Annotated in this window: 18 protein-coding genes; 3 read left to right on the forward strand and 15 right to left on the reverse strand. The window is 66.2% G+C overall.

The genetic code is table 11. The features are described 5' to 3' along the window. Positions 1–10: 10 nt before the first annotated feature. From HNO81_RS16040 to HNO81_RS16055, 4 genes are all read right to left on the reverse strand, one after another. Positions 11–694 carry a DedA family protein gene (locus HNO81_RS16040; protein WP_175319103.1) on the reverse strand — a complete coding sequence of 228 codons (684 nt, stop codon included), beginning with the start codon at positions 692–694 and terminating at the stop codon, positions 11–13. A gap of 110 nt (positions 695–804) precedes the next feature. Then, entirely contained in the window at positions 805–1,581 is a 777-nt protein-coding gene (locus HNO81_RS16045; protein ID WP_175319104.1) for an enoyl-CoA hydratase, read from the reverse strand. Next, positions 1,578–2,600, reverse strand: coding sequence for a 3-hydroxyisobutyrate dehydrogenase (mmsB, locus tag HNO81_RS16050; protein WP_175319105.1), 1,023 nt, complete (start codon positions 2,598–2,600; stop codon positions 1,578–1,580). Before mmsB ends, HNO81_RS16045 begins: the two co-directional genes overlap by 4 nt. Beyond that, the gene (locus HNO81_RS16055) at positions 2,593–3,717 is read right to left on the reverse strand and encodes an enoyl-CoA hydratase/isomerase family protein (RefSeq protein ID WP_175319106.1); all 1,125 of its coding nucleotides are present in this window, start codon (positions 3,715–3,717) and stop codon (positions 2,593–2,595) included. Before HNO81_RS16055 ends, mmsB begins: the two co-directional genes overlap by 8 nt. Positions 3,718–3,876: 159 nt before the next feature. Here HNO81_RS16055 and HNO81_RS16060 point away from each other — a divergent pair, with 159 nt between their 5' ends. Further along, positions 3,877–4,683, forward strand: coding sequence for an exodeoxyribonuclease III (locus HNO81_RS16060; protein WP_175319107.1), 807 nt, complete (start codon positions 3,877–3,879; stop codon positions 4,681–4,683). 34 nt (positions 4,684–4,717) lie between these two features. After that, on the forward strand, positions 4,718–5,608 hold the full coding sequence (locus HNO81_RS16065; protein WP_175319108.1) for a hypothetical protein: 891 nt from the start codon (positions 4,718–4,720) through the stop codon (positions 5,606–5,608). A gap of 12 nt (positions 5,609–5,620) precedes the next feature. On the opposite strand, the gene HNO81_RS16070 is transcribed toward HNO81_RS16065, so the two are convergent. From HNO81_RS16070 to HNO81_RS16090, 5 genes are all read right to left on the reverse strand, one after another. Beyond that, a complete protein-coding gene (locus tag HNO81_RS16070; protein WP_175319109.1) occupies positions 5,621–6,676 on the reverse strand; it encodes a LacI family DNA-binding transcriptional regulator in 1,056 nt (351 codons plus the stop codon). Between the two features lie 106 nt (positions 6,677–6,782). After that, positions 6,783–7,031 (reverse strand): hypothetical protein, encoded by a 249-nt coding sequence (locus HNO81_RS16075; RefSeq protein ID WP_175319110.1) that lies wholly within the window; start codon positions 7,029–7,031, stop codon positions 6,783–6,785. After that, entirely contained in the window at positions 7,028–7,927 is a 900-nt protein-coding gene (locus HNO81_RS16080; protein ID WP_175319111.1) for a carbohydrate ABC transporter permease, read from the reverse strand. The genes HNO81_RS16075 and HNO81_RS16080 overlap by 4 nt, the downstream gene beginning before the upstream one ends. Continuing rightward, positions 7,924–8,961: a carbohydrate ABC transporter permease gene (locus HNO81_RS16085; protein WP_175319112.1), complete on the reverse strand. Its 1,038-nt coding sequence runs from the start codon at positions 8,959–8,961 to the stop codon at positions 7,924–7,926. Before HNO81_RS16085 ends, HNO81_RS16080 begins: the two co-directional genes overlap by 4 nt. Positions 8,962–8,968: 7 nt before the next feature. Next, entirely contained in the window at positions 8,969–10,258 is a 1,290-nt protein-coding gene (locus HNO81_RS16090) for an ABC transporter substrate-binding protein (protein ID WP_175319113.1), read from the reverse strand. 140 nt (positions 10,259–10,398) lie between these two features. On the opposite strand from HNO81_RS16090, the gene HNO81_RS16095 reads away from it, so the two are divergent. Beyond that, positions 10,399–12,207 (forward strand): glycoside hydrolase family 13 protein, encoded by a 1,809-nt coding sequence (locus HNO81_RS16095; protein ID WP_175319114.1) that lies wholly within the window; start codon positions 10,399–10,401, stop codon positions 12,205–12,207. A gap of 42 nt (positions 12,208–12,249) precedes the next feature. Here HNO81_RS16095 and HNO81_RS16100 read toward each other — a convergent pair whose 3' ends face one another. The 6 genes from HNO81_RS16100 to HNO81_RS16125 form a co-directional block, all read right to left on the reverse strand. Continuing rightward, a complete protein-coding gene (locus HNO81_RS16100; protein WP_175319115.1) occupies positions 12,250–12,861 on the reverse strand; it encodes a hypothetical protein in 612 nt (203 codons plus the stop codon). After that, a complete protein-coding gene (locus tag HNO81_RS16105) occupies positions 12,858–13,496 on the reverse strand; it encodes a hypothetical protein (protein WP_175319116.1) in 639 nt (212 codons plus the stop codon). Before HNO81_RS16105 ends, HNO81_RS16100 begins: the two co-directional genes overlap by 4 nt. Further along, on the reverse strand, positions 13,493–13,873 hold the full coding sequence (locus tag HNO81_RS16110) for a hypothetical protein (protein WP_175319117.1): 381 nt from the start codon (positions 13,871–13,873) through the stop codon (positions 13,493–13,495). Before HNO81_RS16110 ends, HNO81_RS16105 begins: the two co-directional genes overlap by 4 nt. Beyond that, positions 13,870–14,061, reverse strand: coding sequence for a hypothetical protein (locus HNO81_RS16115; RefSeq protein WP_175319118.1), 192 nt, complete (start codon positions 14,059–14,061; stop codon positions 13,870–13,872). The genes HNO81_RS16110 and HNO81_RS16115 overlap by 4 nt, the downstream gene beginning before the upstream one ends. Beyond that, positions 14,058–14,507 carry an Asp23/Gls24 family envelope stress response protein gene (locus HNO81_RS16120; RefSeq protein ID WP_175319119.1) on the reverse strand — a complete coding sequence of 150 codons (450 nt, stop codon included), beginning with the start codon at positions 14,505–14,507 and terminating at the stop codon, positions 14,058–14,060. The genes HNO81_RS16115 and HNO81_RS16120 overlap by 4 nt, the downstream gene beginning before the upstream one ends. A 195-nt stretch (positions 14,508–14,702) precedes the next feature. Next, positions 14,703–16,142 (reverse strand): glycoside hydrolase family 68 protein (locus HNO81_RS16125; protein WP_175319120.1); only part of this gene is annotated, 1,440 nt, incomplete at its 5' end.

Below are 16,142 nucleotides of genomic sequence, written 5' to 3' on the forward strand. Positions count from 1 at the left end.
CCGGGACCGCTCAGCGGCGCGAGTCCGCCCGCTGGGCGTCCTTCTTTTGAACCCTGGCCCGTTTGGTCCGCCGGATGATGAGCAGCACCAAGGCAATGGCCAGTGCTCCGTAGACGGCGTAGTTCAGGAACCTTGAGTACTCCTCGATGAGCTTGTACTGGGTTCCCAGCAGGTAGCCCAGGCCAATAAGGGCGCCGTTCCACAGCCCGCTGCCGGCGAGCGTGAACAGGGTGAACGTTCCCAGCGGCATGGCCGCCGCGCCTGCCGGAAGGGAGATCAGGCTCCGGATGCCCGGCAGCAGCCGGCCGAAGAAGATGCTCGACCTCCCGTGCCGGCGGAACCAGCCTGCCGCGTGTTCGAAATCTTCCCGGTCCACCAGGGGGAGCTTGGACAGCCCACGGATGGACCGTTCCAGGCCCAGTTTTGCCCCCAGCAGGTACAGCAGCAGCGCCCCCAGGTACGCTCCGAGGGTGCTGGTGGCAAAGACGAGCAGGAGATTCAGTGAGCCCTGCTTGGCGAGATAGCCAGCCAGCGGGAGGATCACTTCGCTGGGAATTGGCGGCACCACCGTCTCCGCCAGCGTGAAGGCTCCGACGCCCCACTCCCCCAGGGCATCGATGGACCGCGCCGCGAAACCCACGATTCCCGTCAGCCCATCGGTGGGGCTGGCCGCGCCGGCCATCATTGTCCACATACGCCTACCCCGTTCCGCTGCGTGCCGTGGCCGCGTGCTGGCCCGTACTGCCTACTTTACGGGGTGCCGTGGGAAGCGTGCCGCGCCGGCAGGGCTTCAGGTCCCCAGGATTACCGGTGCCTGAATTCGGGCTGGCGCTTTTCTGCGAACGCCGCCATTCCTTCCTTCTGGTCTTCGGTGGCGAACAGCGAGTGGAAGAGCCTTCGTTCGAAGACCACCCCCTGGGCCAGGCCGGTTTCGAAAGCGGCATTCACGGCTTCCTTCGCGGCCATCGCCGCAGGCTTCGACTTGGCGGCGATCGCAGCGGCCACGCTGAGCGCCTCGGACAGCACATCTGCCGCCGGAACCACGCGGGACACCAGCCCGCATCGGTCAGCTTCCTCCGCATCGATAAACCTGCCGGTGAGGATCATGTCCATGGCTTTGGCCTTCCCGACGGCCCTTGTGAGGCGCTGCGAACCGCCCATGCCGGGAACCACGGCGAGGTTTATCTCCGGCTGCCCGAACTTGGCGTTGTCCCCGGCGATGATCAGGTCGCACATCATGGCCAGTTCGCAGCCACCGCCCAGCGCGAAGCCGGATACGGCGGCGATGGTGGGGATCCGGAGGCGGGTGAAGTCCTCCCAGCCGCGGAACCAGTCCGCAACGTACATGTCCATGTAGTCCTGGCCCGCCATCTCCTTGATGTCCGCTCCCGCGGCGAAGGCTTTGCCGGACCCGGTGATCACCACGGCCCCGATGCCTGGATTGGAATCCATGGCGGTGACGGCAGCCACCAGCTCTTCCATGGTGGCCTTGTTCAGCGCGTTCAGTGCCGATGGCCTGTTGAGGGTCACCAGCCCAACCCTGCCCTGTTGTTCCACCAGGATGTTGGCGTACTCCGTCATTCGGGACTCCCGTCGTCGTGTGCTGTTGTGGCCCTGCGCCGGTCCGGAACCTCCGTGCCGGCGCCCTCCCCTGCGTAGACGTTTCCCGGCCGGCGCTCCGATGCTCCGCGGATTTCGTTGATGATGGCGGAGAAGTCGCGGCCCGCGCCGCCCTCCGCGGCAAACCTATCGTAGATGCGGGCAGCGAGCGTTCCCATCGACCCCGCCACCCCGGTCCCCTCGAGGGCATTGACGGCGAGGTTCAGGTCCTTGGCCATGAGGGCCGAGGCGAAGCCCGGCTGGTAGTCCCTGTTGGCGGGGCTGCCGGGGACCGGTCCGGGCACGGGGCAATTGGTGGTCAGTGCCCAGCACTGCCCAGACGCGGCGGAGGCAACGTCGAACAGGGCCTGGTGTGTCAGGCCCAGCTTTTCCCCCAGGACGAATGCCTCGCTGACCGCGATCATCGAGACGCCCAGGATCATGTTGTTGCAGATTTTGGCGGCCTGGCCTGCTCCGTGGGCACCACAGTGCACCGCCCGCTTGCCCATGGCCTCCAGGAGCGGCCGCACTGCTTCGAAGTCCTCTGCCCCGCCGCCGGCCATGAAGGTCAGGGTGCCTGCCTCGGCTCCCACGACGCCGCCGGAAACGGGGGCGTCAACGGCGCGGTGGCCTGCGTCGATGGCCAACTGCGCGGCTTCCCGGGCTTCCTCCACATTGATGGTGGAGCAGTCGAGGAACATGGTTCCGGGCCGGGCGGCGGCCAGCAGCCCGGCGTCCGCCGGCTGTCCGGGCAATGGGACGCCTCGGTAGGCGTCCAGGACGTGCCGGCCGCTGGGGAACATGCTCAGCACCACGTCGGCGCCGGCCACGGCAGCAGACGCACTGGCCGCCACCGGCACCCCCTGTTCCCGGGCCGTTTCCAGGGCTGCGGGCACCACGTCGAACCCGGCCACCCGGTACCCCGCCCGGACCAGGTTCAGGGCCATGGGAGTGCCCATGTGTCCGAGGCCCAGGAAGGCCACGCTGGCCGTGTCAGGCATGGTCCGCCCCCTGCCCGCCCAGGTCAGCCGCGGGATGCAGGTCCAGTTCCCCGCCGTCCAGCGGCGTGAAGAAGCTGTCCACCTGCCCGGGCTGCACCTCGGCCAGCGTGGCAGGCTTCCACTGCGGATTCCTGTCCTTGTCCACAACCTGGGCGCGGATGCCCTCCCGGAAATCGGGTCCGGACAGGAAGCGCATCCCTGCACGGTATTCCTGGGCCAGGGCTTCGTCCAGGGTCAGGTTCGCGGCCCGCCGCAGGGATGCCAGGGTGACCTTGACCGACGTGGGTGACTTGGCTTCGATGGTGTCCGCAGCTTCCGCTGCGTCCGCCCGGCCGGGCCCGGTCCAGGCCCGGAGCCGGTCAACGATGTCGCCGGCATCGCCGAAGGCATAGCAGGCGTCAATCCAATCCCGTTGCCGGGACAGAGCGGACGCGGGAGGTTGTTCAGCGTAGCGGGCGACGGCGGCTTCCGGGCTTTCGTTCCCGAGCGCCGCTACCAGCGCGGGCAGCCTCCGGGAAGGGACATAATGGTCGGCAAGGCCAAGGAAGAGAGCATCTCCCGCGTCCAGGTGCGCTCCGGTCAGGGCCGCGTGGGTTCCCGTCTGGCCGGGTGCGCGGGACAGCAGGAAGGTCCCGCCGACGTCGGGCGCGAAGCCAATCGTGGTTTCCGGCATCCCCATCCTGGTCCGCTCGGTGACCACGCGGACGCTCCCGTGTGCGGAGATCCCCACCCCGCCGCCAAGGACCAGCCCGTCCATGAGGGCCACATACGGCTTGGGGTAGCGGGCGATGAGGGAGTTTACGCGGTACTCGGTCTGCCAGAAGCCGGCGGTTCGGTTTCCGCCGTGCAGCATGTCCCGGTAGATGGCCACAATGTCTCCACCCGCGCACAGGCCCCGCTCCCCGGCGCCCTGCACCAGGACGGCGGCCACGTCGTCGTCCGTTGCCCATGCGGTGAGCTGCCGGAGGAGCAGGTCCACCATTCCCTCGGTCAGCGCATTGACGGCGCGGGGCCGGTTCAGGGTGATGACGCCCAGCCCGCCCCGGCGCTCAAAGAGCACCTCCGCTTCCCCGCTCACTGCCGCGTTGTCCGTGATGTTGCCCGTGGCTGCCGTCATCGGCTGGTGCTCCTTTGCATGGTGGCCGGACGTGTGATCCAGGTCATTCTGGTGCGAATATACCCGCCGCCTGCGGCCCGGGACCAACCGCACTGCCCGGCGGCACGTGCCCTGCCGGGGCTTTACCCTGCCTGCGGCCGCCAAGGTAAGTTAGGAACCGTGAAGATAGCTACCTGGAATGTGAACTCGCTCCGTGCCCGCGCCGACCGTGTTGAAGCCTGGCTCCAGCGCAGCGACTGCGACGTCCTGGCCATCCAGGAGACCAAATGCAAGGACGAGAACTTCCCGTGGGAACTCTTTGAGCGGATGGGTTACGAGGTGGCCCACTTTGGGGTGAACCAGTGGAACGGCGTGGCCATCGCTTCCCGGGTGGGACTTGAAGACGTGGAGCGGACGTTCCTGGACCAGCCCTCCTTCGGCAAGGCGGGCAAGGACCCCGTCCAGGAAGCGCGCGCCATGGCTGCCACCTGCGGCGGCATCCGGGTCTGGAGCCTCTACGTTCCCAACGGCCGCTCCCTGGACGACGAACACATGCCGTACAAGCTCAAGTGGCTGGAAAGCCTCAAGACGCACGCGCAGTCCCTCGTGACGGACAATCCTCAGGCCCAGGTGGCCCTCATGGGCGACTGGAACATCGCGCCTTTCGACGACGACGTCTGGGACATCGACCTCTTCATCGCCAACCGTTCCACGCACGTCAGCCCGCCGGAGCGGGAAGCGTTCCATGCGTTCGAGGCGGCCGGCTACTCCGACGTGGTGCGGCCTTACACCCCCGGCCCCGGCGTCTACACGTACTGGGATTACACGCAGCTGCGGTTCCCCAAGAAGGAGGGCATGCGGATCGACTTCGTGCTGGCCTCCCCCGCCCTGGCCACCCGCGTCACCGGCGCCTCAATCGACCGCGAGGAACGCAAGGGCAAGGGCGCCTCCGACCATGCGCCCGTGCTGGTGGAACTGGCGGACTGATGACTGCACCCTGGACCCAGCCAAGGAGACCGTGATGACGGGGAACCTCTACCGGGGCCAGGCCGGCCTGCCATTTTCCTCCACCCTCCGCGTTTACGAGCCCCTGGAGGCTTTCCCGGAGGATCAACGCCCGGCCATCAAGGCCGCGGGCGCACAGGCGGTGTCCCGCGCCGCCGTCGAGAACGCTGAACTGCTGGCGTCACTGGGGAGGATCACCCGGGCTGGCGGCGACCCGTTCCCCACCGGCCGCACCGACCTGGTGCGCGTCACCACAGCACCGGCCCCGGACAGCGGAGCGGCGGCCGACGGCGCTGACGCCGCCGCTGAACCCGCCCTTCTGTACTGTCCCAGCCAGCTTGTCCTGCGCGCCGGACTGGCTGCGAATGCCTTGATGGAGGGAATCCACGGCCCCCTCGCCGAGTTGCTGATTCCTGAGGAGCAACGGGACCGCCACCAGGAGCGCATCGACCTGGTGAAGGCCCGTGACGGCTCCACCCGCGTCCATACCCGGGCGTCAACCTGGGGCATCCCGTTCAGCTGGTTCTCGTTGTTCATGGAGTCCGACCGCAAGGACGTTGTGGAAGCCGCCGGGCGCATCCTCACGGTCCGCATCTGGGCGCCCATCACCGATGCCCTGGAGCGGGCCCGCTTCGCTGTGGCCAACCTGGCCCTCGCCGCCCCGGACCTGGACATGCTCGACGACCTGGCGCAGCTGACGGAATGGCTGGAACTGTTCCATGTGAATTCCATGGTGGAGCTGGACTACGGTGCCGTGGCGGACAAGGTGTACCCGGATGAGTCCCCCCTGGACATCAGGCTGGGCATCGAATGCCTGGCAGAGGGTGACATGACCGGCGCTGCTGCCGCCTACCGGCGGCTGGCCTCGCGGTGGATTCCCATCCGGCAGCTGGCACGCGCGTCGTAAGAGCCGCGCGTCCTACCGGCTTTGAGGCGGCGCGGTGGTGCGCCGGATGATCAGTTCATGGGGAGCTACGGCGGAGCGGACGGCACCTTCCTGGCCGTCCAATTCGTCCAGCAGCATTTTGGTGGCAAGTTCCGCCTGCTCGTCCGGGCGTTGGCCCACCGTGGTCAGGCCTACGGCATCGGCGAAGTCGTGGTTGTCGATCCCCACCACGGACAGGTCGCCGGGAACGCTCACGCCCAAGCGGTTCGCTTCGAAAATGACGCCCATGGCCATTTCATCCGAGGCGCAGAAGATCGCCGTGGGTTTCCTGCCGGGGCGGGCCCACAGCCGGCGCAAAGCTGCCTGGCCGCTGCGTACGGTGAAGTCTCCCCACTCATCCCACTCCGGCCGCGTGGACAGGCCGGCCGCTGTCATGACGTCCTTGAATGCCAGGATGCGGACCCGGGGGACGTCGAAGTTCAGGTCGGTCTCGTCGTCTCCATGGAGGAGGGCGATGTCCCGGTGGCCAAGGTCGATCAGGTGCTGCACCGCGGTGGAGGCGGCCGCATAATCGTCGATGCCGATGTAGTGGCACTCCTCCACATGGCCTCCCACCACAATCAGCGGGATGTCGATCTTTTGCAGGTGCTCGATCTCTTCGTGGCTCAACGCCATGCACAGCACCAGCAGGGCATCGATTTGTTTGTAGACCATGGTCTTGCTGAAAAGCCGTTCACGGTTGCTGCCATGGCCGCCCAGGTTGAACAGCGAAAGGTTATAGTGGCGGGCGTGCAGCTCCCGGTCAGCGCCCTCGATGGCCTTCGAGAAGAACCACCGGCTGACGAACGGGGCCAGGACCCCAATGGTTTTGGTACGGCCCGTGGCGAGGCCGGAGGCGGAGGACGATGCCACGTAGCCCAGGTTGCCGGCGACCTCCAGGATCTTCTCCCTAGTGGCCGGCGAAACCCTCGGCAGTCCGCGGACTGCGCGGGAGACGGTGGCTGTTGAGACTCCGGCGGCCGCCGCCACGTCCTCGATGCTGACGCCGTTATGGCCGCCCCGTTGGGACCTTTCCGTTGTCCGTGCCACCGCGCTCCCTCAATAGCTCCTGTGCGGCATATAGCCGTCCGGCCCCGCGCTTACCCGGCCCTGCATTTTCCCATTCAACGGGCAGGCAGTAATAACCGGGCCTCTCCTACCTGCGGGCGGGCAGTTTCCGGCGCAGCCGCACCATGCCATACAGGGCCAGCAGGGTTGCCAGCAGGCCCAGCGCCCATCCAAGGGCAGGCTGTGCCGTCACTTCCATCCACACGGTGACCACCAGGAGGACCAGTGCCCAGAAGGCGAGGAAGCCAATGATGATGTCGAAGTCCTCGCCCGAGCGGACCAACCGGCTGCGGTTTCCCGCCCCCGGAGTTTGGGGGCGGGAACCGTTATCCGTCACTTGACTGCACCTGCCGTGAGGCCGGCGACAATCTTGCGCTGGAAGACCAGCACCAGGATCACCAGCGGAATGGTGACGATGGTGCCCGCGGCCATGATGGCCGTGTACGGGATCTGGTTGGGCTGTGCACCGGCGAAGTTGGCGATAGCCACCGTCACCGGCTGGGTTGCGTCGCTGGACAGCTGGCTGGCAATGAGGAACTCATTCCACGAGGAAATGAACGCCAGGATTGCCGTGGTGAAGATTGCCGGTGCGGCCAGGGGCATGATGACCTTGCGGAAGGCCTGGCCCTGGGTGCAGCCGTCCACGCGGGCCGACTCCTCGAGCTCCCACGGCATTTCCCGGAAGAACGAGGTCATGGTGTAGACCGTCAGCGGGAGCACGAAGGAGATGTTCGGGATGATCAGCGCCTGGTACGTGCCCATCCAGCCAATGTTGGTGAACAGCTGGAACAGCGGCGTGATCAGGGCAACGCCCGGGAACATGGACGCTCCCAGGATGAAGCCGAGCACCAGGTACTTGCCCCGGAAGTTCAGCCGGGCCAGGGCGTACGCGGCAAATACACCGATCAGCAGCGAGATGGCCGTGACCACCACGCCGATGAACACGCTGTTCAGCAGCGCCTGGCCGAACCGGTTGCCGAAGGACGTATCAAAAGCGGTGTTGAAGTTGTCCAGGGTGACATGCGTGGGGAGGATGGACGTGTCGTAGGTGAAGCCGACCTCACGGAACGCCGTGACCACCATCCAGTACGCCGGCGCCAGGCACCAGAGCAGGATGATCGCGGCGCTGAGGTAGGTACGCCCCTGCGCCCACTTTTCCCGGTTCTGGGCGGCCCTGCGGCCCTTGTCCTGCCGGGCGCGCAGCGCCGAGGCGTCTGCTGTTGCCGTGGTCATTTCTTCCCCTTTCCTGTGGCGCCGCTCTGCTCAACCACGTTTGCCCCGAGGAAGCGGACAAAGATGAAGGCGACGAGGAAGATGATGATGAAGGTGATGGTGGACAGTGCGGCCGCCGAGTTGAAGCCTTGCCTGATCTGGTTGATCACCAGGATGGACAAGGTGGTGGTGTTGTTGGCACCGCCGGTGAGGATGTACGGCAGGTCGAACATGCGCAGCGCATCGAGGGTACGGAACAGGACCGCCACCATGAGCGCCGGCTTGACCAGCGGCAGGGTGATCAGCCGGAACCGCTGCCAGGCGGTGGCGCCGTCCACCTTGGCTGCTTCATAGACTTCGGCCGGGATCATCTGCAGGCCGGCAAGGATCAGCAACGCCATGAACGGCGTGGTTTTCCAGACGTCCGCAATGATCACGGCCCACTTGGCCGGCCATTGGCTGCCCGTCCACAGGATGGTGGTGTTGAACAGCTTGTTGGCAATGCCTTCGAAAGCGAAGATGAAGAACCACAGCTTGGCCGTCACAGCGGTGGGGATGGCCCACGGCACCAGTACGGCGGCCCGGACCAGGCTGCGTCCGCGGAACGTCCGCGCCATGATCATGGCCATCCAGAAGCCAAGGACGGTCTCCAGGGCCACCGTCACCACGGTGAAGAAGAACGTGGTGGCCGTGGCGGACCAGAACTGGCCGCCCAGCGTGCCCGGCGGGCAGGCAACGGTTCCGCCGCCTGGCGCCGAACACTGCTGCGCCAGCCAGTTTACGTAGTTCTGGATGCCGGCGGAGCCGCCCTGGGTGAAGAGTCCAGTGGCCGGATCCAGGCCGGCGTCCTTCTGGAACGACATGACAATGGCACTGATGATCGGGTAAACGATCACGATACCCAGCGCAATGACGGTGGGGGCCAGCAACCAGGCTGCCCATCGCCCCTGGGTTGCAATCCTGTTGTCCTCCCCCACACCCTTCGGTGGGTGGTGGACGGGGCTACCGCCCGACGCCGGCGACTTGACCGGCGTCGGGTTTAGTTCGGTCGACATGGTAGTCCTACGATCCTGCACCAGCGGATTCGATGGACTTCTGCATATCACTCAGCGCGCTTTCCACTGACTTTTCTCCCTTGATGGCAGGGTATGCGTTGTCCTGGATAGCCTTGGTCACAGCCGGGTAGAACGGCGTCACGGGACGCGGCACGGCGTTCTCAATGGAGGTCTTCAGGACCGGCAGGTACGGCAGCTTGGCAACGAGCTCCTGGTCCTCGTACAGGGAACCAAGCACCGGGGCCAGCGAGCCCTGGGTGGCGTAGAACTTCTCGGTCTCCGCAGAGGTCATGAACTTCATGAAGTCCAGCGCAGTGGCCTTGTTCTTGGAGTAGACGCTGACGGCGAGGTTGTGGCCGCCAAGCGAGGAGGCGCCGGGGCCATCCTTGCCCGGGAGGGCAGCCAGTCCGGTCTTGTCCTTCACGGCGGATGAGCCTTCAGTGGTGATCAGGTTGAAGGCGTAGGGCCAGTTGCGCAGGAACATGAGCTTGCCGCTCTGGAACGCCTGGCGGCTGTCCTCTTCCTTGTAGGTGATGGCTTCCTTGGGGATGTTGCCGTCCGCGTAGGCCTTCGCCAGGTTCTCCAGGCCGGCCTTGGCCTCCGGGGTGTTCAGGTCGGGCTTGCCATCCTTGTTGAGGACCGAGCCGCCTGCCGAGTTGATGGCCTCGGAGGCGTTGACCGTCAGGCCCTCGTATTTGCTGAACTGGCCGGCGTAGCAGCCAATATTGTTCTCCTTGGCGATGGAGCACATGCCCATCATCTCGTCCCAGGTCTTGGGCGGCGTGGGAACCAGGTCCTTGCGGTAGTACAGGATGCCGCCGTCAGAGGTCTGCGGAGCCGCGTACAGGGTGCCCTTGTAGGTGGCACTGTCAACGGTGGGCTTGAGCATGGCGCTGGTGTCGATCGCCATCTTGTCCTTCAGCGGCTGCAGCCAGCCCTTGGCCGCGAACTCCGCGGTCCAGACAACGTCCACGTCCACGACGTCGTAGTCGGACTGCTTGGCCTGGAAATGCTGGACGATGTCATCGTGCTGCTGGTCAGCCTGGTCGGTCTGTTCCTTGAAGGTGACCTTTTCGTTCGGGTGGGCGGCGTTCCACTTGTCGACCAGGGGGCGGACGACGTTGCTGTTGTCCTTGCCCTGTACGTACGTGATGGGGCCGCGGCCGTCGAGGTTGGCGTCAGCGTCGCTGCCTCCACCACCCGTGGTCCCCCCTCCACCTCCGCCGCCGCAGGCGGACAATGTAAGGGCCAGAATGCCGGCCGTGGCAGCCGGAAGCAAAAATCTCGGGGTTTTCATTAGCTTGAAGCTCCTCGCTGAGTGACAAGTAAGTCGACAGTGCGCTTGCTAGGTGAGGTTGATGTGGTGACCATCACACTAGTAAGGTTGCTGTCTGCAATGCAAGCGTTTACATCAAAAAGTTATCAGAGGGGAACCAAATGCCCGAGCCGTCCGTTCCCGTCCCGCCGCCAGCCCCCTCCGCATGGTGGGCCGACGCCGTTGTCTACCAGATCTACCCCCGCTCCTTTGCAGATGGAAACGGCGACGGAATGGGCGACCTCAGTGGTGTAACGGCAAGGCTTCCCTACCTTGAAACCCTGGGCGTGGACGCCATCTGGCTGTCCCCCTTCTACAAGTCGCCGCAGGCAGACGGCGGTTATGACGTGGCGGACTACCGCCAGGTGGATTCCCTGTTCGGTTCCCTGGCCGACTTCGACACGATGTTGCAGGAAGCTCACCGCCGGGGCCTGAAAGTCATCGTGGACCTGGTTCCCAACCACACTTCAGATGAGCATGAGTGGTTCCGGGAAGCGCTGGCGGCAGCCCCCGGGAGCCCGGAACGGGACCGCTATGTCTTCAGGGACGGCAAGGATGATGTACCGGGATCCGGCGACGGCCGGATCGCTCCCAACAACTGGAAATCCATCTTCGGCGGCCCGGCCTGGAGCCGCGTGACCGAATCCGACGGGAGACCGGGCCAGTGGTACCTCCATCTCTTTGACACCCGGCAGCCGGACCTGAACTGGGACAACCCGGATGTCCGGGAGGAGATGCGCTCCGTGCTGCGCTTCTGGCTGGACCGCGGCGCAGACGGCTTCCGGGTGGACGTTGCCCACGGCCTGGTGAAACAGCCAGGCCTGCCGGACTGGGAGGGCGTGGCCGCCATGGTGGAGGGGACCTCGGCTCCGCACCTGGAGAGCCACCTGCCCGGAGACGCACCCGGCGCCCATACCGATGCCGAGGAACCCCACAGGGCAGTGTCGCCCATGTATCCGCCGTCGCCCTTCTTCGACCAGGACGGGGTCCACGAAATCTACCGGGACTGGAACCGGGTCCTGGCCGAATACGGTGGGGACCGCATGATGGTGGCCGAGGCGTGGGTGGAGCCGGCAGAGCGACTGGCACGCTACATCCGGCCCGACGAAATGCAGCAGGCATTCAACTTCGATTTCCTGCTGGCGGGGTGGGACGCAGAGCGCATGGCTGATGCCATCGACGCGTCCCTGGCCGCGGCGGCTTCAGTAGGGGCACCATGTACATGGGTGCTCAGCAACCACGACACTGTGCGCCACAGCACCCGGTTTGGGCTCACGGATCCCACCTCATTCCCCAAAGGCCTCGGCCCTGCCGACGAACAGCCGGACGCAGCCCTGGGCCTGGCGCGGGCACGGGCCGCCACATTGGTTGCACTGGCGCTGCCTGGCTCCGCCTACGTCTACCAGGGCGAGGAACTGGGGCTACCCGAGCACACGGCGCTTCCCGATTCCGCCAGGCAGGACCCAACGTTCTTCCGGACGCATGGTGCCGAGATCGGGCGTGACGGATGCCGGGTTCCGCTGCCCTGGGCCCAGGACCAGCCCGGCTATGGGTTCTCCGGCGGGTTGTCCACACAGGCAAGCGCACCCTGGCTCCCCCAGCCGGAAAGCTTTGGCCCTTTGGCGGTTGACCAGCAGGACGACGAAGAAGGCTCCACCCTTGAGCTGTACCGGGCAGCCATTGCCTTCCGGGCAGCGCAGGGACTGGGCAGCGGCGGCGTGGAATGGACTGAGGAACACGCACCGGACAGCGGACTGCTGGCCTTCCGGAACGGGGAGGTGGTGGTTTTATCCAATATGGGATTTGCGTCCGCTCCGGTGCCCGAGGGCTATGTCGTGGTGCTGTCCAGTTGTCCCGAACCGGCCGGCGACTGGGCCGGCATGAGGGAAGTCCCGGTGGACAGCACGGTGTACCTTATGGCCGGCCGGTAGCCACAGGGAAACAGGTTTCACAACCTCCCGGTTTCCGGCAGGTCAGCGGACGCGCTCAGCCCGGCTGAAGCGCGTCCGCGCCCCGGCACCAATGTGGATGAGGACGGGAATCTCCCTGCCCACCACCGACTCCAGGGCATCCAGAAGCCCGGAGACCTCAGCCGCGAGCAGGTGTGGGGCCACCCCGGGGCGTGGCAGGAGCCGGACCTTCAACGCCGGGGAACCTTTCACCTCGTAAGTGGTGACGGTGGCGCCGGCCAGGTCGGGCCGCCCCTCAAGCGCCTGCCGGAGGGCGTGTTCGGCGACCCCTCCGCCGATCCGGACGTCCCCGGGGATCGTTCCCGGATCATATTCGGAGGCCACCAGGTTTGACCGGCCTTTCCCCTGCTGGGCGATCCACGCAACCATGAGGCCCATCAGTGCCAGCAGGGTCACCGCCACAACAATCCAGAGCCAGCTTTCCGGCCGCCCCGGGAACCGGGTGGAATCGAACAGCCGGCTGGCAGCATCCCAGGCCCCGGCGGACCAGGATCGCCACCACGGGCCAACGGAAGGAACGGCTGCCACCAGCACCAGGAGCAGCCCGGTGCCCAGCAGGATCAGGCCCAGAACGGTGAGCAGGACACGGTTCAGCAGTGCCGGAGTGCTGTTCACGCTCCGATCACCCCCGACTGCGTGACGTTCACGCGCGGAACGGGTGCCGGCTCCAGCAGCATCTGCTCCAGCTCGTCCCGCACAGCCTCAAGGACGCGGTCCGGGTCAACGGGCACCCCGGAGGTAGGCCGGACGTTGACCTGCACCTGCCGCTGGGAAACCACCACCATGACCTGGTCTGGCGTGACGTTGGCGGCCAGCCGGGCGCGGCGGGCAAGCGAGGACGCGATCACCTCGTCATCCACCACCACAGCCGGGAGTTGCTCCCCCGGTGTGCCGCCAAGGAGATGGCGCGCACGCTTTCCCGGCAGAATCCCGTTGAGCAGGAAGACCAGCCCCAGCATGGCCAGCACGGCTCCGATAGCCGTCAGCAGGAGCGGCGGTATCCCCGCGGGCAGGTCCACGATGCGCTGGGCGGCCACCTGCGGCTCGATCAGCCACGCCGGTTGCCCCACGGCATGGACGCCGGATTCGAGGACGCCGTAGCCGGCCAGCAGCAGCACCAGGACGGCTGCCGCAACCGATACCACGGCCCGGGAGGAATGGGTCTCCCGGTAGACCACCCTGCGCATGTCCGGGCCGTTGCTTCTCCGGGACCCGGTAGTGGCCCGCCGGCTCTCCACGCTGCTGCTCACCGCACCCGCCCTCCTGTATTGATCTTCGCTCCGCTCACCCGGATGTCCACCCGGCTCAACTGCGAGCCGCTCAGTTCTGAAACCCGCGCCAGGATGCGCTCCTTGGCCCGCACTGTGCGGTCCCAAATCGATCCGCCGGCCGCATCGACGCGCGCGGGATCCAACACCACGGCCTGCAGTGGCGGAATGCTGATGGGGGCGACGAGGGACAAGGCCAGCAGGCCGTCGTCGTCCGTCCAGTCCGCGCGCACGTCCTGGGCGTCGATGCCCAGCGCTTCCGCCGCAGCCGCCTTGGCGAGGCTGGTCAAGGCCTGGGTGCTGATCCGGTTATGGCCGCTGAGCGCCTGCCCACGCACAACGGGCGCGGGCGAGTTCATGACGAAGAGCGCCGGCCGGTGATGGCGTCGACAATGCCGCGCAGGTCCAGCTTGCCTTCGGCGGCACGGCCCAGGAGCGCCCCGATGGCCATGAAGAGAAGGGAGACCAGGAAGCCCCACAGGCCGAACTGCAACGACATGAAGGCCACGAATGCTCCGACGGCTACGCCTGCCATGGTGAGGTTCACAGCAGCGCCTCCCGTTCGGGGGCCCCCGGAGCGGCTGCCTTGGCCGGCGGCGGCACGTAGACATCCGTGATCTCGACGTTGACCTCGATGACCTGCAGCCCCACCAACTCTTCGACTGCGCGGTATACGGCAGCACGTACGTCATTCGCCAGCGCGTGCAGGGGTGTTCCGTAGCTGGCCACCAAGGTGATGTCCACGGCGACCTGCGTTTCGCCCACTTCTGCGTGGACACCGGCGGCGTGATCGGAACTTCCCACCGCATCACGGATGGCGCCCAGGGCCCTGGACGGGCCCGAGCCCAGGGAGTAGACGCCGGGAACCGACCGTGCGGCGATTCCCGCGACTTTGGCCACAGCGACCTCGGAAATGACGGTCCTGCCCGGTCCGGAAGCCGGGCTGGCGGCAGGGCGGCTGGGCACCGCGGGTTGCTGGTTCTGGTATTCCATCAGGCACTCCCCCTTCTGTTGGTTCCACCCTATCCCCCGGGTGCGGCAGATGTACTGGAAATGCCCGCCGGCGGCCGCACGGAAAGTGGGCTTCGGCGCGGGGTGGGCTTCGCGGTTAAAAGGAACCAGGCGGGAAGCCCATGGGGGACTTCCCGCCTGGTGACTCCGCAGCCCGAAGCCGCGGAGGTTTACGGCCTATTTGTAAAGGCCCTCGCCGCCAACCCGCACGTTCGTGGGAAGGTAGCCGAACGGGCCGAGGCCGTTCCGGCCAAAGGTCCTGTCCACCTGGGAGACACCGTTGCGGAAGTTGATCTTCACGGTCGGGGACAGCGAACCGCCCCGGACGCCGTTGACGTTGTCGATGAAGGACTGCACCAGCCCGCCGGGCTGCACATAGTGCGAGTAAGCCTGGAACTGCCGCCCGTTCTGGTTCGGGGTTGGTGCCTCCGGGGACTCGGACGGAAGGTTCAGGTCCGTGGGCGAGCCCAGGGCCAGGCCGCTGTTGTTCATCGGCTGGTAGTCGGAGCGGATGCCGTCGCCCACGAAACCGTACACGCCGTCGGGACCGCGCATGCCGGCAGCGTAGGTGAACTGGTGGCTGATAGTGAACAGGTAGTACTTGTTCTTGCCGTTTTCGTTCTGGATGAAGATCTGTGGACGCTCGGTCTGGTCGTTCACGCAGTTACCGGAAAGGATGGGCGGAAGGAAGGACCATTTGGTCAGGTCCTTGTTGTCCGCCACGGCCAGTCCTACGTTCGCGGTCTGGAAGTAAGCGCCGCTGTTCTGGACATCGGCGACATTTTCGGCGTGCGGATCACCGGGCCGGTAACCCAGGTCTTCAGCCTTGCACTGGTAGTCGCCGCGGTTGGCTGCGGTGTTGCCTTCGAACACCATGTAGGTCTTTCCCGGGTGCGCGGGGTCAACGAACGTGTAGGGGTCGCGGAAGGCGAAGCCGGCGTTCTGGGCCTTGTTCTGGTACAGCTTTCCGTCCGGTTCCAGCAGTTTGGTGTGCTGGAAGCCGTCGAACGTGACGCCGTTCCGGTCCGCATGGATGTTGCCCAGGGCCTTGGCGATGACCGCATCCGGGGCAATTCCGCCGCCGCCGGCGTTCCGCTCAGCCACATCGTAGAAGGTGGTGGCCGTGTAGAACACGTTCACGTGGTTGCCCTGCATCAGGCGCGTGGAGCCGGACCATTCGGTGTTGCCGATGGAGGTGTTGTCCAGGAACAGGTGCCCGCCGTAGTTCCACTTGTCCTTGGCCGGGTCCGCGTTGGTCTTCCGGAAGAAGTAGCCGATGCGGGCGTTCCAGTGGCGCTGGTCGAAGCCGTATCCGGCGTGCCGGTCAGCGACCAGGGAGAAGATGACGTCCCAGCCCTTGTAACTGATCTGGTTGGCGTTTTCGTCTGTCAGGGACCACGTGTCCCAGACCCAGACGTCGTCGTTCATGGCGGGGAAGTCCTGCGGGATTTCCGGCATGGTGACGTTCGGGCTCATGGAGTTCGTACCCGGGGAGACGGTGGAGTCACTTTGCGCCATGATCTGGCGGGCGTCCGCGCGGGTCCACTTGGAGGTGAAGTCCGACGCCGGGTCGAAGGCCTGCTGGGTGTGTTGCGTGGGCAGGGGGAAGCCGGGGGT

Origin of the sequence: Pseudarthrobacter sp. C4D7 (genome assembly GCF_013359725.1) — a bacterium.
Lineage (GTDB): Bacteria > Actinomycetota > Actinomycetes > Actinomycetales > Micrococcaceae > Arthrobacter.

Bases quoted from the DNA above. Each gene is read 5' to 3' on its own strand.
- HNO81_RS16040 (WP_175319103.1), bottom strand. From the start codon at position 694: ATGTGGACAATGATGGCCGGCGCGGCCAGCCCCACCGATGGGCTGACG.
- HNO81_RS16055 (WP_175319106.1), bottom strand. From the start codon at position 3,717: ATGACGGCAGCCACGGGCAACATCACGGACAACGCGGCAGTGAGCGGG.
- HNO81_RS16080 (WP_175319111.1), bottom strand. From the start codon at position 7,927: ATGACCACGGCAACAGCAGACGCCTCGGCGCTGCGCGCCCGGCAGGAC.
- HNO81_RS16095 (WP_175319114.1), top strand. From the start codon at position 10,399: ATGCCCGAGCCGTCCGTTCCCGTCCCGCCGCCAGCCCCCTCCGCATGG.
- HNO81_RS16110 (WP_175319117.1), bottom strand. From the start codon at position 13,873: ATGAACTCGCCCGCGCCCGTTGTGCGTGGGCAGGCGCTCAGCGGCCAT.
- HNO81_RS16090 (WP_175319113.1), bottom strand. From the start codon at position 10,258: ATGAAAACCCCGAGATTTTTGCTTCCGGCTGCCACGGCCGGCATTCTG.
- HNO81_RS16120 (WP_175319119.1), bottom strand. From the start codon at position 14,507: ATGGAATACCAGAACCAGCAACCCGCGGTGCCCAGCCGCCCTGCCGCC.
- HNO81_RS16065 (WP_175319108.1), top strand. From the start codon at position 4,718: ATGACGGGGAACCTCTACCGGGGCCAGGCCGGCCTGCCATTTTCCTCC.
- HNO81_RS16085 (WP_175319112.1), bottom strand. From the start codon at position 8,961: ATGTCGACCGAACTAAACCCGACGCCGGTCAAGTCGCCGGCGTCGGGC.
- HNO81_RS16045 (WP_175319104.1), bottom strand. From the start codon at position 1,581: ATGACGGAGTACGCCAACATCCTGGTGGAACAACAGGGCAGGGTTGGG.
- mmsB (WP_175319105.1), bottom strand. From the start codon at position 2,600: ATGCCTGACACGGCCAGCGTGGCCTTCCTGGGCCTCGGACACATGGGC.